This window comes from Amycolatopsis marina, from assembly GCF_900111885.1.
GTDB classification, from domain to species: domain Bacteria; phylum Actinomycetota; class Actinomycetes; order Mycobacteriales; family Pseudonocardiaceae; genus Amycolatopsis; species Amycolatopsis marina.
This window is the reverse complement of record NZ_FOKG01000001.1, coordinates 217,459-232,891: the sequence shown is the minus strand read 5'-3', so window position 1 is coordinate 232,891 and position 15,433 is coordinate 217,459. Positions and strand designations below refer to the sequence as shown.

Below are 15,433 nucleotides of genomic sequence, written 5' to 3'. Positions count from 1 at the left end.
CAGCACCGACCTGGGGGTGGCGTGATGTCAAAGGCCATGCAGCAGCCCGAGCAGACCCGGCTGGACCGGGTGCTCAACCGGATCGAACGCGCGGGCAACCGGCTACCCGAGCCGTTCATCCTGTTCGCACTGCTGACCTTGCTGGTCGGTCTGATCGCCACGGTGATGGCGGCGTTCAACGTGTCGGTGCTGATTCCCGGTGAGGACGAGGCGACACCGATCCGGGGCGCGTTCAGCGGCGAGGGCGTGCGGTTCCTGTTCACCGGCCTGGCGAAGAACTTCATCGAGTTCCCGCCGCTGCAGACGGTCGTCACGATCATGCTCGGTGTGGGGATGGCCGAGCGGACGGGAATGCTCTCCGCGGTGATCCGGTTGGCGTTCCGCAAAGCACCGCGCTGGCTGCTGCCCTATGCGCTCGGCTTCATCGGCGTCACCGGCAGCATCATGGCCGACTCCGCGTTCATCATCATCCCGCCGCTGGCCGCCATGGTGTTCAAGGCCGCGGGGCGGCATCCGGTCGCCGGATTGATCGGCGGATTCGCCGCCGCCGGTGCGGGCTACTCCACCTCCGTCCTGGTGACCAGTCTCGACGCGTTGTTCGCGGGAATCAGCAACTCGGTCGCCGCGACCCTGCCCGACCCCGGAACGACGGTCACGCCGGTCTCCAACTACTTCTTCAACGTCGTCGCCGCGATCCTGCTCAGCCTGATGGCGGGATTCATCATCGCGAAGGTCGTAGAGCCCTCGTTGGAGCGCAACAACTTTCCGCGCGACGAGGTACCCGATGACGTCAGCGGTGACTTCACCGGGCCGGTCAAGCCGGAGGGCACCGCGCTCTCGGTCGAACTGGAACCGAGGGAGCGCCGCGCACTCCGGCTGGCCGGGCTGACCCTGCTGGGTCTGGTCGCCGCGATCCTCGTGCTGGTACTGGCGCCGGGCTCGCCACTGCGCAACGAGGACGGCGGTTTTCTGCCGAAGTCGCCCCTGCTCGACTCGGTGACCACCCTGGTGTTCCTGGCGTTCTTCGTGCCCGGACTCGCCTACGGCATCGCTGTCGGCGCCATAACCAAGGCCGCCGACGTGCCGGTGCTGATGGGGAAGGCACTCAAGGACCTGTCCGGGTTCATCGTGCTGGCCTTCATGCTCGGCCAGTTCATCGCCCTGTTCTCCTGGACCAACATCGGTGCCTGGCTGGCCGTGACCGGTGCGAACTTCCTGCAGGACATCGGACTCACCGGGTACGCGGCGTTGCTGGGCTTCATGATTCTCGCCTCGTTGCTGAACCTGTTCATCATCTCGGGGTCGAGTCTGTGGACCCTGATGGCGAGCGTGTTCGTGCCGATGTTCCTGCTGCTGGGTTTCGAGCCAGGGTTCACGCAGGCAGCCTTCCGCGTAGGAGACTCGGCGACGCAGGTGATGACCCCGCTGAACCCCTACATGATCGTGCTGCTCACCTTCGTCCGGCGTTACCAGCCGGGCGCCGGACTCGGCACGGTGATCGCGAAGATGGTCCCGTTCGTCGTTCCTTTCTGGACGGTCTGGGCGGTGATCCTGAGCGTGTTCTACTTCGCGGATCTACCGATGGGACCGGGAATGGACATCCACGTGGACCGTTAGCGGTGAGGTTCACCAGACGTCACCGGGCCGCCAGTCGCAGGCGATCGGTGCGGTCAGGTCCACCCTGGCGGTAGCGGGGGTCCGCAGCACGAGAATGCTGCCGTCCTCCTCCGGGGTCGCGGTCCAGCCGTCCTTTCTGTCCACAGAGGACCTGCCGAACCAGGTCACCCAGCCGTGCCGTTGGTAGAATCCGTCGATTTCCGTGCCGTCGGACAACGCGCCCAGGTCGTATGTCGAGCGGATGTGTTCGTTCACGGCCTCCATCAGTGTGTTCGCGTGGCCTCGCCGACGGTGGGCCGGATGCGTTGCCATGCCCTCCACATAACCGGTGCGGAACGTACGCATGCCGATTCGCACGGTGCGCGGAATGACGGCCGCATGCGCCACGAGTTCGTCCCCGTGGCGCACCATCGCGTGCCAGCCGCCGAGAGTATGCGCCCAGTCGTGCTCCGAGAATTCACCGCGAAATGCGAGATCCAGTAGGAGGCGGAGTTCTTCGAGTGCCTGCTTGTCCAGGTCGTCTGTGGAAAGTGTTTGCGTCACGGCTCAAGCCTGCCCCTTGCCCCAAGGACAATGCGAGCATCAGCGACCATCCGATAGCGTTGTAATACTTTCTGTGCCGAATCGGCACGCCACGTGAGCCTGGTGTCGGGGTCGTAGAAGACCGCTCCGCCATGGTCGGCGTCCCACTCCAATCCCCAGCCACAGACCGTTTCCAGTGGTAGCGAGTGGTATACGCCGTAGATCGCGAAAAGGCGCGGACCATCCTCCCGGACATACTGGGCGAGTGTGCGCAGACACAACTCGCGAGTGACGTCGTTCTCTCTTTCGAGCACTCAACCTCCCCGTTCGGCCATCGGCCGAACGCTGGCACGTTGCCACAGGTGCAAGCAAGTACTCCGTTTGTGTCATTGCGGCGCGGCTTGCACGCGGGGAAATACTGGACCATGCCCCCGATCCAGAGCACGAGCGTGCGCTCCCGCCAGGTCTCGACCGAGCTGCGCAAGCTGCGCGAGCAAGCCGGTATGACTGGCGCCGAGGTGGCACACCTCCTCGGTATGTCTCCCAGCAAGATCAGCAGACTGGAAACCGGACACCGGGGATTGGAGTCAGAAGACGTAGCCGCGCTGCTGGGTCTCTACCGCGTCCCCGAACGCCGACGGAACACAATTCTGGAACTGGTAAGGAAATCCGACGAACAGGGCTGGTGGCAGAGCCAGCGTTCTGGGCTGCCGGACTGGCGGGCTTTCCTCGACTTCGAGGCGAGGGCGACGCGCATTCAGAACTACGAACTCGCGCTCGTGCCGGGGCTGCTGCAGACGGCCGAGTATGCGACGGCCGTCATCCGCGGGATCAACCCGACCATGACCGACGCCGAACTGAACGGACTGGTGCGCTCCCGAATGGCGAGGAGAGGCCTCCTGCGCCGTCAGGACGTTCAGTATCTGTCGGTGCTCGACGAGAGTGTCTTGCACCGGGTGGTGCCGCTGCGGGCCGGAGTGCACCCGGGTCTACGCGGTCCTTTCCTGTTACTGGAGTTCAGCGGCGAACCGAGCATCGTGTTCGTGGAGAACCACGGCGTGACCCTCTACCTGGAGGAGAAGGACGACCTCGCGTCTTACCGAACGGCGCTCAGCACCATTCTGGCCGAGGCTCTTGGCACCACCGATTCCCTTGAACTGATCGCGGACCTGAGCTGTAAACCGTGAATCGACGTGGACGCCTGTCGCCGCGTGCATCGGCGGCACACACCTGCACACGGCAGGCAAACACGTGTGCGTGGACGGCACACGCAGGTCCCTGTCGGTGCTTCGTGCCACACTGGTTGTCACTGGGGAGAAGAGGAGGTGGTCGCGGTGAGCCTGGACTCATGGACGTCGGGCGAGCGCTTGTCGCTCGACGACTGGATTGCCCTGCCGGAGGACAACTCCCAGCACATTGAGCTTGTGGAGGGGGTTCTGCAGGTGAGTCCGAAGCCCGTATTCGGGCATCAGCGAGCCGCGGCACGGTTGTGGGGCCAGCTGAACGACCAGCTCCCGCCGGAGTTCGAGCCGGTCATGGACATGGATGTGGTGATCGCAGGCGGGCAGGTCGCCACCGTGCGCGTTCCGGACGTGCTGGTGATACCCAGTTCGATTGGCGACACCGGTCCGTCTCGTCTTCGCGCCGAGGACGTTCTGGTCGCCGTCGAGGTGATTTCGCCGGGCTCCTCGCGCACCGACAGGGTGGTCAAGTTCGCGGAGTATGCCGAGGCCGGCATCCCCAGCTACTGGTTGATCGACGTCGAACCGCCGGTGAGTCTGTCGACATATCGTCTCGTGGAGGGTGAGTACGAGCTGGATGCCGAGGGTGCCGAGAAGGTCGTGCTGGCGACACCGGCGCCGCTCACGATCGACGTCCGGGCGCTTGGGGTCTCCCGTAGGGCAAGTACGCGCGACTGAGTAAGCGGTATCCGCGATTTTGGCACCGCCGACCCGCGCTACCACTGTCGGGTAAGCAGGGCGCCAGCCGCGTCAGCTATCAGTGCTGGTCAGACGGTCGGCGAAGGGCCAACAAGAGCAGGGCGACGACGCCGATGATGACGTAGCTGGAGCCGAGCAGGTGCTGCCACCACGTCCACTGGAGTTCCAGATCATGGGTCTGCGGGAGGTGGCTGTGCGGACCGATCGCGAACACCACGAGGACCAGCCCGGCCACGATTCGCACGCCGATGCCACTGCGTTGTGCCCATCGGACCAGCACGATGGCGGCCGGAATGATCCACACCCAGTGGTGTGACCAGCTCACCGGTGACGCCAGCAGTCCGAACAGGGCAATGGCCAGCAGTGCGTTGACTTGGTCGCCTGCCGCCAGTGCGCGGCGGGCAGCCATCCAGGCGAGCACCAGTGCGACCGCGACGAGTGCCATCCACAGCCCGGTCTGCAGGGTGCCCTCCGGCAGCAGCCGGTACAGCACGGCCCGAATGTTCTGGTTGAACGCGTACGCCAGCCCGCCGATGCGTTCGGGGTCGAGCAGGGAGTCGAACCAGTATCGCGCGGTGTCCGAGGGTGCCAATGCCCAGGCGAACAGGCCGAACCCGACAAAGGAGCCGAAGCTCACCGCGGCCGCTCGGTACTGCTTACGGGCCAGGAAGTACAGCACGAACACAGCGGGCGTCAGCTTGATCGCACTGGCGAGGCCGATCAGCAGCCCTCGTGGCCAGCGCGTGCGGGGCAGCAGGCAGTCCAGTGCCACCAGGCCCATCAGGATGAGGTTGATCTGCCCGAAGCTGATGGTCTGCCTCGCGGGCTCGAACAGCGCCCAGGCAGCGGCAGCCCCGACGCCGACGACCACGGAGACGGTCCGGCGCCCGTACAACCGGCCGCTGACCGTGAGCGTGGCCGCGAGCAGGCCGAGCACACTGATGGTGGTGATCAGTACTTTCGCCACGTGCCACGGCAGCAGCCATACCGGCGCGAACACGATCGCGGCGAACGGCGGGTAGGTGAACGGCAGGGGCATGCCGGGGACCAGGCCCGGGAACTGGTCCGAGTAGAGCCCGATGCCGTGCAGCCACGCGTAACCGCCTGCGCGGTAGACGTGCAGGTCGAGGAAGCCGGGCCAGATCAGGATGAACGCAAGGGCGGTCATGCCGAGCACGACGAGCAGCCACCTGGAATGGGTGGTGTGCCGCCGCATCTCGGCGGCGTCGGCGGCGCGGACGCCATGCCGCTGCAACACGGGTACCTTGCTGCTCAACCCCTGGCCCCCAGCTCGTTGATGCCGCACACGATGTGCCGACGATCCTAGGGTGAGGCTGTCGCCAGCCGACGCTCAGCTCAGGTTAGCCACCGCCGCCGGCGCCGGCGCTCGCTCGACGGCCGGCCTGCGCAGCGACAGCCAGATCAGCGAGGTGAGACCGACGAGCACATAACTGGAGCCCAACAGGTGCTGCCACCACATCCAGTGCAGTTCCACCTCGTGCAACTGCGGCATGAACGTGTGCGGACCGATGACGAAGACGAGGCCGACCAGGGCCAGCAGCACGCGCGTGCGGACAGCCGCCTGTTGTCCCGCCCTGAGCAGCACCACCGCGGCCGGAGCGGCCCAGACCCAGTGGTGCGACCAACTGATGGGGGAAGCGAGCACGGCCCAGCAGGCGATGGCCAGCAGTGCGACGACGTCGTCGCCTGCCGCACGTGCTCGTCGTGCGGCGACCCAGGCCAGCACGAAGGTGCCTGCGACGAGCAACGCCCACACCGCCGATCGTGCGAGGCCTTCGCCCAGCACGCGATGCAGGATGGCCTGGTAGGACTGGTTGAACGCGTACGCGACGCCGACCGTGGTGTCGGTCCTCGGCAGAAAGTCGAACCAGTACTTCAGCGACTGCCATGGGGCAAGGGCGAATCCGGCCAGGCTGAAGCCGGCGAACGACGCCACGGTGACGGCTGCCGCTCGGTACTGACGGCGGACCAGGAAGAACAGGACGAACACCGCCGGGGTCAGCTTGATGGCGGCGGCCAGTCCGATCAGCAGCCCGCGTGGCCAGCGCGTGCGGGGCAGCAGGCAGTCCACCGCGACCAGCCCCATCAGGATCAGGTTGATCTGCCCGAAGTGGATGGTCTGCCGGACCGGCTCGAACAGCAGCCCGGCAGCGGCGACACCAAGGCCGAGCACCAGTGCGAGCGAACGCCTGCCGTACACGCGATACGCGGTGACGACCAGCGTCGCGACCAGTCCGAGCACGCTGGCGAGGGTCAGGACGAACTTGGCGGCCTGCCACGGCAGCAGGTAGAGCGGACTGAACAGGATCGCGGACAGCGGGGGGTAGATGAACGGCAGCGGGGATCCGGGTACGAGTTGCGGAAACCCGGGTGTGTAGAGGCCGATGCCGGTGAGCCAGGCGTAGCCGCCGGTGCGGTACACGTGCAGGTCCACGAAACCGCTGCCCACGATCGCGTAGGCGGTCACCGAGACCACCAGGACGGTCAGCGCGATCCGCACCAATCGCTGGTGTCGCCGGTACTCGTCATGGGCGGACGTGATCCCGGCGCGGTCGAGAACGGATCGATAGCTGAGCAAAGCCGACAACTCCCGTGTGAGGGTTATTCACAAGTTGGTAGACGGGGCCGCCCCGGAGAGGGCCCCCGCTGCGGCAGGCTTTTGTGCCGCAGTAGGGGCGGTCGTGGCTGCCAACTGCGGGTGAGGCCCGTGGATGGCCGCACGGCGGTGGTGAATAACCTGACCTTTGATAGGACACTGTACGTATGCCAAATTGTTACACTAGAGCATGGGAAGGCTCAGCTTCGCCAGTGGTACTGCCGTTCCGGACGTCCGGTTCCGCCGTAACGCAGCCGCACCTCGGCCTGTCCGTTGGTGGCGAAGTGCTCGAGGTAGCGCCGGGCGCTGGGCCGGGAAAGCTCCGTGACCTGCGCGCATTCCGTGGCCGACAGGCCGGCTGGGTGCTCGCGTAGTGCCTTCTGGACAAGTTTCGCGGTCTGCTCGGTCAGCCCTTTGGGGAGAGTGCTCGCTGATCGCGGCCGGGCACCGAAAACGGCGTCGACGTCCTGCTGGCCCGCTCCGGTCTGCGCGGAGAGCCGGTTCAGCTTCTCGTGCAGTGAACCGAAGTGTTCGAGCTGGTCGCGCAGGGCCGAGTAGGGAAACGGCTTGATCAGGTAGTGCAGTGCGCCACCGCGCATCGCGCTCCGGATCGTCTCCACATCCCTGGCCGCGGTGATCACGACCACGTCCGTGTCCGCTGTAGACGGATCCGCACGAAGTTCTCGGAGCACCGCAATCCCGTCCAAATCGGGCAAATAGATATCCAGGAGGACGAGGTCGGGCCGGAGGTCGGTCACGGCGCGTAGCGCGTCGGCGCCGCTGTGTGCGACGCCTACAACGGTGAACCCGGGGGTCCGCTCCACGTATCCACTGTGGACCTTGGCGACCATGAAGTCGTCGTCCACGACCAGCACCCTGATCATGTCGTCACCTTCGCCGAGTCCCCGGACAGGGGAAGTTCCGCGGTGAACACCGCGCCACCGGCGTTGTGCACCTGAACGGAACCGCCGCGACGCCGGCAGATCTGCCGGGTGATGGCCAGGCCGAGTCCGCGTTGCCCACGGTCCTCCGCGGCCTTCGTGGTGAAGCCGTGGGTGAACACCTCGGTGGCGATGTCCGGCGCGACACCCGGACCGGAGTCGCGGACGACGACCGCCACCCTCCCGGACTCCTGCCGGATCTCCACCTCGATCCAGTCGCCGCCGGTCCCGTGCAGCGCGTCGAGCGCGTTGTCCACAAGATTGCCCACCACGGTCACCAGATCGCCGGAAAGCCGCTCGTCCACCGGAGCGAGACCGCTGGTGTCGGTGATCCGCAGCCCGATCCCCTGCTCCGCGGCGAGGCTCGCCTTCGCGATCAGCAGTGCCGCCACGGCGACGTCGCCGATCCGCGCGGTGACCTGGTCGTGCCACTCGTCGTGCGCACGACTGACCAGGTCGACGTAGCTGCGGGCCTCGTCGTACTCACCCAGTTCGATCAGTCCCGCGATGGTGTGCAGCCGGTTGGTGAACTCGTGCGCCTGCGCGCGCAGCGTGTCCGTGGCCCTGGAGTTGGCCTCCAGTTCCTCGCGCAGGGCCACCAGTTCGGTGCGGTCGCGCAGGGTCGCCACCGCGCCGACCTCGCGACCGTCGTGCGTGACCGGCATCCGGTTCATCACCAGCACCCGCCCCGCGCGCAGCACGATCTGGTCCGTGCCGCTCGCCGTTCCGGTGAGGACGTCGCGCAGTCGCTCGTTGAGTTCGAGCTCGTTGACGTGCATGCCGACACATTCCTGCGGCAGCGCCAGCAGTTCCCGGGCCTTGTCGTTGACCAGCGTGATCCGGTCCTGCTCGTCGAGTGCCACCACGCCTTCCCTGATGCCGTGCAACAGCGCTTCGCGGTGTTCCACCAGCCCGGTGATTTCGCGGGGTTCGAGGCCGAGGGTCTGCCGCTTGACCCACCAGGTGATGAAGACCGAACCGGCGATGCCGATCAGGGTCGCGATCGCCAGCAGGGCGAGGGCGTTGCCGGGAGAGTTCGTGATGCCGGCGAAGAATCCGGGCATCTCCTTGGCCGCGGCGACGATCCCGAGGAACTCGCCGTTCTTGTCGATCACCGGAACGTGCGCCACGAGGAAGTCATCCACCTCGCCGACCCAGGCGCGCCCCTCGATGACCGTGCTCTCGCCCAGCGGCAGAGCCTCCCGGATCTGGCGCGGGTCCGGGGAGGTCAGCACTTTCCGATCGGGCGAGGCGATGATCACCGAGTCGGCTCCGGAGAGGCTGCGCGCGCTCTCGGCGAAGATCGGTAACGCGTCCCGGCGCACGGGATCAGCGAGGCTGATCCGCACTCCTGGGGTCGCCGCCACGTTCTCCGCGACGGAGAGCAGCTTGCGTCCCTCGGTGTCGGTGAAGCTCTTGCCGGACTGGATCACCGAGAAGGTGACCACACACGCCAGCAGCGCGAAGACGATCGCCAACTGCCAGCCCAGCAGTTGGCGGGCGAGGGAACCCTTGCCGCCCACGCCACACCTCCTCGTGTCCTGCCTGCGCGTGACCGATCGCCCGGATCGGATCTCCAACTATGACACTTCGACGGCGGTGCGCCACGTGACCACAACGAACACAAGTACCGAAAGGCGCGCAAGCGAGACAACGGGCCCGTGCCGGGGGAGCATGACCGACCAGCCGGACACTGAGGCCGGTCTCACAGAGGTTCAGGCAGCTTCAGTGAACACGAGCATGGCAGAAACACGAGCACATCGAGGTGCAACCCCGTATGAGGAACCCGAAAACCTGGCTGGCGGTGCTGGGCGCCGCCCTGCTGGTGCTGCTGGTCCCGCCGCTGGTCTCCGCGGGTGGTGACGACAGCGGGTCGCAGATCCGCGGCCTGCGGTTCATGGTGCCGAACTCGCCGGGCGGCGGATACGACATCACCGCACGCACGGCGGCGAAGACCATTGAGGACGCCGAGTTCAACAGCAATGTCGAGGTGTTCAACCTGCCGGGTGCGGGTGGCACGGTCGGCCTCGGCAGGCTGGTCAGTGAGCGCGGAAACGGCAAACTGGCCATGTCGATGGGCCTCGGCGTGGTCGGTTCCGTCTACACCAACCAGTCACCCTCGTCGCTTCAGGAAACGACGCCGATCGCCCGGCTCACGGAGGAGTCCGACATCGTCGTGGTGTCGAAGGACTCGCCCTACGAGAACATCGGGCAGCTCGTCGAGGCGTGGAAGAAGGACCCGGCTTCCCTGCCGGTCGGTGGTGGTTCGTCTCCGGGCGGGCCGGACCACCTCGCGCCGATGCTGATGGCGAAGGCCGTCGGTATCAAGCCGCGCCAGGTGAACTACGTCCAGTTCGACGGCGGCGGTGAGCTGATGGCCTCGGTGCTCGGCGGAAAGGTCGGATTCGGGGTTTCCGGAATCGGCGAGACCCGCGACCAGATCGCCGCGGGCGAACTGCGTGCCCTCGCTGTCACGAGCCCGGAGCGCGTGCCCGGCATCGACGCTCCCACGCTCCAGGAGTCCGGAGTGGACGTCGGCTTCACCAACTGGCGGGGCATCGTCGCGCCGCCCGATATCAGTGACGAGGACCGGAACAAGCTCGTGACGATGTTGACCAGGATGCACGGAACCGAGCAGTGGCAAGAGGCGCTGCGGCGCAACGGCTGGGGCGATGCGTTCCTGACCGGTGAGGAGTTCGACACCTTCCTGAAATCGGAGAACGACCGGGTTGTCTCGGTCCTGAAGGAGTTGGGGCTCGCATGACTTCGTCGCTGGGCAGTTCTTCCACGGGATCTGTGAACACTGTGGACAAGCCTGTGAATACCTCCGGGAACGGCGGCCGGGCTTCTTGGTGGCGGGGGCATTCCGAACTCGGCATCTGCGTGCTGCTGCTGGCACTCGGTGTGCTGGTGCTGACCGACGCGCTGAGTATGCCCACCGACTTCACCCAGCGTGGGCCGGTCGGGCCGAAGAGCGTGCCGGTGGTCGTCGGATCCCTGCTCGTGCTCGTCGCGGTCCTGCTGGCGCGCAACGTGTTTCGTGGCGGGCGTGGCGAGGCAGAGGGGGGTGAGGACGTCGACCTCGAGGCGTCGACCGACTGGCGCACGGTGCTGCTGCTCTCCGCCGCGTTTCTGGCCAACGCGGCACTGATCGGCACCGTGGGTTTTCCGATTTCCTCGGCGATTCTGTTCTGGGGCGCCTGCTACGCCCTGGGTAGCCGCAATCTGGTCCGTGATCCGTTGATCTCCGCCGCCGTCGCGGTGATCACCTGGTTCCTGTTCAACGAGTTGCTCGGGGTTCCGTTGCCCGGCGGGCCGCTGATGGAGGTGCTCTGAACATGGACTCGTTCTCCCTGTTGATCGAGGGGTTCGGCACCGCGCTGACTCCGCAGAACCTGATGTTCGCCGCCATTGGTGTCATTCTCGGCACCGCCATCGGCGTGCTGCCGGGCATCGGCCCGGCGATGGCCGTTGCACTGCTGCTTCCGGTGACCTACGGACTCGATCCGACGGCGGCCTTCATCATGTTCGCCGGTATCTACTACGGCGGGATGTTCGGCGGTTCCACCACGTCGATCCTGCTCAACACTCCCGGTGAGAGCGCGTCGGTGGTGACCGCGATCGAGGGCAATCCGATGGCCAAACGCGGCCGGGGTTCGCAGGCGCTCGCCGCTGCCGCGATCGGCAACTTCATCGGCGGAATGATCGGCACCATCGCGCTCGTGCTGCTCGCGCCGACCGTCGCATCACTCGCCGTGAACATCGGTTCGCCCGACTACTTCGCGATCATGGTGCTGGCGTTCATCGCCGTCACGTCCGTGCTGGGCCGGTCGCGCATCCGCGGCTTCGCCGCACTGCTGATCGGTCTGACGATCGGCTTGGTCGGCCTCGACGAGATGACCGGGCAGTCGCGGCTGACGCTCGGATCGCTGCACCTGGCCGACGGCATCGACGTGGTGATCGTTGCGGTCGGGTTGTTCGCCGTCGGTGAGTCGCTGTGGGTCGCGTCGCGGATGAATCGCAAACTGGACAAGCCGATCCCGGTCGGCCAGCCGTGGCTCGGGCGGGGCGACCTGCGACGCACCTGGCGGCCATGGCTGCGGGGGCCGGTGATCGGCTTCCCGTTCGGCGCGATTCCCGCCGGTGGCGCCGAGATCCCGACGTTCCTGTCCTACGTGACCGAGAAGCGACTGTCCCGGCGCAAGGACGAGTGGGGCAAGGGAGCGATCGAGGGTGTCGCGGGCCCGGAGTCCACGGCCAGCGCGTCCGCCGCGGGCACGCTGGTGACGATGCTGACGCTCGGCCTGCCGACGACCGCCGTGGCGGCGGTGATGCTGGCCGCGTTCCAGCAGTACGGGATCCAGCCGGGGCCGCTGTTGTTCGAGCAGGAGGCAGGACTTGTCTGGGCGCTGATCGCCAGCCTGTTCATCGGCCTGACCCTGCTGTTGGTGATCAACCTGCCGCTCGCGCCGTTGTGGGCGAAGCTGCTGCGGGTTCCGCGGCCGTACCTGTACGCCGGGATCCTGTTCTTCGCCAGCGTCGGCGCGTACGCCGTCGGTGGCGAGGTGATCGACCTGCTCCTGCTGTTCCTCATCGGCCTGCTCGGCTTCGCGATGCGCCGGTACGGCCTTCCGGTGCTGCCCGCGATCATCGGGGTGATCCTCGGCCCGGCCGCCGAGCAGCAGATGCGGCGCGCGTTGCAGATCAGCGACGGTGACGTGGTCGGCCTGGTCAACTCGCCGATGGCGGTGGTGGTCTACGCGATCATCGCGGTGATCCTGGCCTGGCCCCTGCTCCGCAGGTTCCTCCCCAAGGCGGCGCCGGACCGCGAGCGCATCGACGCCTGAGGTAGCCACCCCTGGAAAAGCCCACCGTGGCCACCGTGCGGGACGTCCGCACGGTGGCCACGGTGGGCTTCACGCGCGGGCAGCTGCCCTACGGGCCTGGTCCAAGATGCGCTGCAGGTGCAGACCACGATGGACGTCGCAGGGGTGGGTGCTGGTGCCGCTGGCGATCATCGCCGCGAAGTCGTCCAGCAGTGCCGTGTAGGACTCGCTCGCCGAACCGGGCTTACGGCCGAGGCAGCGGAAGCCGTGCTCCCCGTACACCGCGAACTCGACCACCGACGGCCGCACCGGCAGCCGCAGCGACATGCTGACCGTGCTGGTCGCGCCGCCGGTGTGCTCGAGCAGCACGTGCCACAGGTCGTTCTCACTCCGGTTCGCGCCCAGCACCCGGGTGACCGGACCGAGCGCGGCATCGACCAGATCGAAGACGTGTGGTCCGATGTCGGCCAGCGCACCTTGCTCGTGCCGCCACGGCGAGCTGCCGTAGGTGTCACCGAGCAGCGCGCCGGACAGCCACCGCACGCTGCCACCGGACCAGCCGCCGGCCTCGGCCAGCCCGCTCAGCCATTCCTGTGTCTGCAACGCGTACCGCAGGGTGAGCACCACGAGAGCGACGACACCGGCGTCGGTGACGGCCTCGGCGAGCCGTTCGGCGCCGGCCACGTCGGCCGCGATCGGCTTCTCCAGGATCAGGTGCTTACCCGCCTCGGCCGCGCGAACCCCCAGCTCCGCCTGGATCGCGGGTGGCACCGCGAAAGCCACGGCGTCCACGGCGTCGAACAACTCGTCCACATCGGCGCACGCGATGGCCCCGTGCGCCTCGGCGAGTTCCTTCGCCACCTCGGGACGTCGGGTCCAGATGGCCGTGAGGGTGGTTCCGGGGTGGTCGGCGAGGCCGGGAGCGTGCACCGACGAGGCCCACGGGCCACCGCCGATCAGGCCGACCCGGAGCGGGGCAGGAGGCGCTTCTTCGTGCATGCGCGCAGCGTAGGGCACCGTCGCGATTACCCGCCGGGGCCAGGTGTTACTCGACCAGTTCGCCTTCGAGCAGGCCCATCAGGATGTGGTCGTGCCAGCGCCCGTCCCGGCGGAAGCTCTCCCGCTGCCGTCCCTCTTCGACGAAGCCGAGCTTCTCGTACACCCGCCGCGCGGCGATGTTCTCCGCGACGACCCACAGACTGATCCTGTGCAGCCGCATCGAGTCGAACCCGTACCGGCAGATCACCCGCGTGGCGTCGGTGCCGTATCCGCCGCCCCTGAAGTCTGGCTCGCCGATGTAGATGTCGAGTTCGGCCCGGCCCGATTCCGGTTCCGCACCCGACAGGCCGACGATGCCGATCGCGCGCCCTTCGGCCAGCGTCTCAATGCACAGGGTCAGCTCGCCGTAGGTGTTCCGGGGTCGCTCCTCGCAACGCCTGACCGTCTGGGCGAGCGACATCGGATAATCGTTGATCATCCACCGGGACACGTCAGGATCGTCGTTCCAGCGCAGCAACGACTCGGCGTCGGACGGTTCGACGGCCCGCAACCGCACGAACTCGCCGGTCAGCACGGGCGTCCCCCTCGTCGTGTGGTCAGGAGTAGCTGTAGAACCCGCGACCGGTCTTCTTGCCGAGCAGGCCGGCGTCGACCATGCGCAGCAACAGCGGCGGCGCCGAGTACAGCGGCTCCTTGAACTCGGCGTACATGGAGTCGGCGATCGCCTTGATCGTGTCGAGTCCGATCAGATCGGAAAGGCGCAGCGGACCCATCGGGTGCGCGGTGCCGAGCTCCATACCCCGGTCGATGTCCTCGGCCGAGGCGAAGCCGCTCTCGATCATCCGGATGGCCGAGAGCAGGTAGGGCACCAGCAGGGAGTTCACGATGAACCCGGCGCGGTCCTGCGAGCGGATCACGGTCTTGCTCAACGCACCGGTGACGTGCGCGTCGGCACGCTGGATCGTTTCCTCGCCGGTGAGCAGGGATGGCACCAGCTCCACCAGCGGCAGAACCGGAACCGGGTTGAAGAAGTGAATGCCGACCACCTGCTCGGGCCGGCTCGTGGCCATGCCCAGCTTCATGATCGGGATGGAGGACGTGTTCGAGGCGAAGATCGCGTCCTCGCGCCGGACCACCTTGTCGAGCGAACTGAAGACCTCGACCTTGGCCTGCTCCTGTTCGAGCACGGCCTCGACCACCAGGTCCCGGTCGCTGAACGCCTCCAGATCGGTGGTGAAGCTCAACCGGCCAAGTGCTGCCTCGGCGTCGGCCTCGGACAGCTTGCCGTTGCGCACGCCGCGTTGCAGGGACTTCTCGATCCGCGCCCGCCCCGCGTCGAGCGCAGGCTGGTTGACCTCGGTGATCGTCACATCGAGCCCGGCCTTGGCGTGCACCTCGGCGATACCCGAGCCCATCAGGCCCGCACCGACCACACCTACCCGCTGAATATCAGGCACTGCGCTCCTTAATGTTCGCTGGCAAACGCACGTCACGATCGACTCGGCGGGGCTCGGACTCACGCATGAGTACTCACCATCGCGAGTAATTCGCCCCACCTCGCCGCTCGTGGGCTACGCCGCGCGCGTTCCAGGGGGCACCATCGCCACAAGCTCCCTTCACCAACAGGCTCCTTACCGTGTCCGCTCACACCTGACCATCGGAGGACAGATGGCCAGAAGACACACGAAACTCGAGGGTGGGGTCTGGGGTTCACCCAGCGCCCACCCTCGTGTTCCGCGTCCGTCAACGCCGGTACTCGTCGTATCCGTCGTCGTACGGGTCTTCGTCCCGCCGCTCGTCCTCGTGCTGGTCACCGGAGGAGCTACCGGACAGCTCTCGCTGTAATGCATCGAAGTCCGTGGTGGGAGTGCTGTACTTGAGCTCCCGGGCCACCTTCGTCTGCTTGGCCTTAGCTCGGCCGCGCCCCATGGCTCGACCCCCTCGCACAGGGGCGGGGCGGCCGGGGGAAAT

Annotated in this window: 16 protein-coding genes; 6 read left to right on the top strand and 10 right to left on the bottom strand. The window is 66.9% G+C overall.

What is annotated here, in order from left to right; genetic code table 11:
* Positions 1–24: 24 nt before the first annotated feature.
* Positions 25–1,617, top strand: coding sequence for an AbgT family transporter (locus BM199_RS01145; RefSeq protein WP_091668120.1), 1,593 nt, complete (start codon positions 25–27; stop codon positions 1,615–1,617).
* A 9-nt stretch (positions 1,618–1,626) separates the two neighbouring features.
* Here BM199_RS01145 and BM199_RS01140 read toward each other — a convergent pair whose 3' ends face one another.
* Both BM199_RS01140 and BM199_RS01135 read right to left on the bottom strand, forming a co-directional pair.
* Positions 1,627–2,160, bottom strand: a complete 534-nt coding sequence (locus BM199_RS01140; RefSeq protein ID WP_091668118.1) for a GNAT family N-acetyltransferase — start codon at positions 2,158–2,160, stop codon at positions 1,627–1,629.
* On the bottom strand, positions 2,157–2,453 hold the full coding sequence (locus BM199_RS01135) for a hypothetical protein (RefSeq protein ID WP_091668115.1): 297 nt from the start codon (positions 2,451–2,453) through the stop codon (positions 2,157–2,159). Before BM199_RS01135 ends, BM199_RS01140 begins: the two co-directional genes overlap by 4 nt.
* Positions 2,454–2,564: 111 nt before the next feature.
* Here BM199_RS01135 and BM199_RS01130 point away from each other — a divergent pair, with 111 nt between their 5' ends.
* Together BM199_RS01130 and BM199_RS01125 are read left to right on the top strand one after the other, a co-directional pair.
* Complete coding sequence (locus tag BM199_RS01130) at positions 2,565–3,326, top strand: helix-turn-helix domain-containing protein (RefSeq protein WP_091668111.1); 762 nt, start codon at positions 2,565–2,567, stop codon at positions 3,324–3,326.
* A 147-nt stretch (positions 3,327–3,473) separates the two neighbouring features.
* Positions 3,474–4,058, top strand: a complete 585-nt coding sequence (locus BM199_RS01125) for a Uma2 family endonuclease (RefSeq protein ID WP_245788065.1) — start codon at positions 3,474–3,476, stop codon at positions 4,056–4,058.
* Positions 4,059–4,137: 79 nt separating this feature from the next.
* Here the strand turns inward: BM199_RS01125 and BM199_RS01120 are convergent, their stop codons facing one another.
* The 4 genes from BM199_RS01120 to BM199_RS01105 form a co-directional block, all read right to left on the bottom strand.
* A complete protein-coding gene (locus tag BM199_RS01120) occupies positions 4,138–5,337 on the bottom strand; it encodes a glycosyltransferase 87 family protein (protein WP_245788064.1) in 1,200 nt (399 codons plus the stop codon).
* A 93-nt stretch (positions 5,338–5,430) separates the two neighbouring features.
* On the bottom strand, positions 5,431–6,678 hold the full coding sequence (locus tag BM199_RS01115; protein ID WP_245788063.1) for a glycosyltransferase 87 family protein: 1,248 nt from the start codon (positions 6,676–6,678) through the stop codon (positions 5,431–5,433).
* A 218-nt stretch (positions 6,679–6,896) separates the two neighbouring features.
* Positions 6,897–7,580, bottom strand: a complete 684-nt coding sequence (locus BM199_RS01110) for a response regulator (protein WP_091668108.1) — start codon at positions 7,578–7,580, stop codon at positions 6,897–6,899.
* Positions 7,577–9,160 (bottom strand): sensor histidine kinase, encoded by a 1,584-nt coding sequence (locus BM199_RS01105; protein WP_091668106.1) that lies wholly within the window; start codon positions 9,158–9,160, stop codon positions 7,577–7,579. The genes BM199_RS01110 and BM199_RS01105 overlap by 4 nt, the downstream gene beginning before the upstream one ends.
* 254 nt (positions 9,161–9,414) lie before the next feature.
* Here BM199_RS01105 and BM199_RS01100 point away from each other — a divergent pair, with 254 nt between their 5' ends.
* The 3 genes from BM199_RS01100 to BM199_RS01090 are packed head-to-tail and all read left to right on the top strand — an operon-like array spanning position 9,415 to position 12,484.
* Complete coding sequence (locus BM199_RS01100) at positions 9,415–10,401, top strand: Bug family tripartite tricarboxylate transporter substrate binding protein (protein WP_091668103.1); 987 nt, start codon at positions 9,415–9,417, stop codon at positions 10,399–10,401.
* Complete coding sequence (locus BM199_RS01095; RefSeq protein ID WP_091668100.1) at positions 10,398–10,973, top strand: tripartite tricarboxylate transporter TctB family protein; 576 nt, start codon at positions 10,398–10,400, stop codon at positions 10,971–10,973. Before BM199_RS01100 ends, BM199_RS01095 begins: the two co-directional genes overlap by 4 nt.
* 2 nt (positions 10,974–10,975) lie before the next feature.
* Positions 10,976–12,484: a tripartite tricarboxylate transporter permease gene (locus tag BM199_RS01090; RefSeq protein ID WP_091668097.1), complete on the top strand. Its 1,509-nt coding sequence runs from the start codon at positions 10,976–10,978 to the stop codon at positions 12,482–12,484.
* Positions 12,485–12,553: 69 nt separating this feature from the next.
* Here the strand turns inward: BM199_RS01090 and BM199_RS01085 are convergent, their stop codons facing one another.
* The 4 genes from BM199_RS01085 to BM199_RS01070 form a co-directional block, all read right to left on the bottom strand.
* On the bottom strand, positions 12,554–13,462 hold the full coding sequence (locus BM199_RS01085; RefSeq protein ID WP_091668095.1) for a Gfo/Idh/MocA family protein: 909 nt from the start codon (positions 13,460–13,462) through the stop codon (positions 12,554–12,556).
* Between the two features lie 46 nt (positions 13,463–13,508).
* Positions 13,509–14,036, bottom strand: coding sequence for a GNAT family N-acetyltransferase (locus BM199_RS01080; protein WP_091668092.1), 528 nt, complete (start codon positions 14,034–14,036; stop codon positions 13,509–13,511).
* 22 nt (positions 14,037–14,058) lie between these two features.
* Positions 14,059–14,919, bottom strand: coding sequence for a 3-hydroxybutyryl-CoA dehydrogenase (locus BM199_RS01075; protein ID WP_091668089.1), 861 nt, complete (start codon positions 14,917–14,919; stop codon positions 14,059–14,061).
* A gap of 286 nt (positions 14,920–15,205) precedes the next feature.
* Positions 15,206–15,391 carry a DUF3073 domain-containing protein gene (locus tag BM199_RS01070; RefSeq protein WP_091668087.1) on the bottom strand — a complete coding sequence of 62 codons (186 nt, stop codon included), beginning with the start codon at positions 15,389–15,391 and terminating at the stop codon, positions 15,206–15,208.
* Positions 15,392–15,433: the final 42 nt, after the last annotated feature.

Excerpts from the sequence above, each read along its gene's own strand:
- BM199_RS01145 (WP_091668120.1), top strand. The coding sequence starts at position 25 with ATGTCAAAGGCCATGCAGCAGCCCGAGCAGACCCGGCTGGACCGGGTG.
- BM199_RS01130 (WP_091668111.1), top strand. The coding sequence starts at position 2,565 with ATGCCCCCGATCCAGAGCACGAGCGTGCGCTCCCGCCAGGTCTCGACC.
- BM199_RS01110 (WP_091668108.1), bottom strand. The coding sequence starts at position 7,580 with ATGATCAGGGTGCTGGTCGTGGACGACGACTTCATGGTCGCCAAGGTC.
- BM199_RS01100 (WP_091668103.1), top strand. The coding sequence starts at position 9,415 with ATGAGGAACCCGAAAACCTGGCTGGCGGTGCTGGGCGCCGCCCTGCTG.
- BM199_RS01095 (WP_091668100.1), top strand. The coding sequence starts at position 10,398 with ATGACTTCGTCGCTGGGCAGTTCTTCCACGGGATCTGTGAACACTGTG.
- BM199_RS01090 (WP_091668097.1), top strand. The coding sequence starts at position 10,976 with ATGGACTCGTTCTCCCTGTTGATCGAGGGGTTCGGCACCGCGCTGACT.
- BM199_RS01085 (WP_091668095.1), bottom strand. The coding sequence starts at position 13,462 with ATGCACGAAGAAGCGCCTCCTGCCCCGCTCCGGGTCGGCCTGATCGGC.
- BM199_RS01070 (WP_091668087.1), bottom strand. The coding sequence starts at position 15,391 with ATGGGGCGCGGCCGAGCTAAGGCCAAGCAGACGAAGGTGGCCCGGGAG.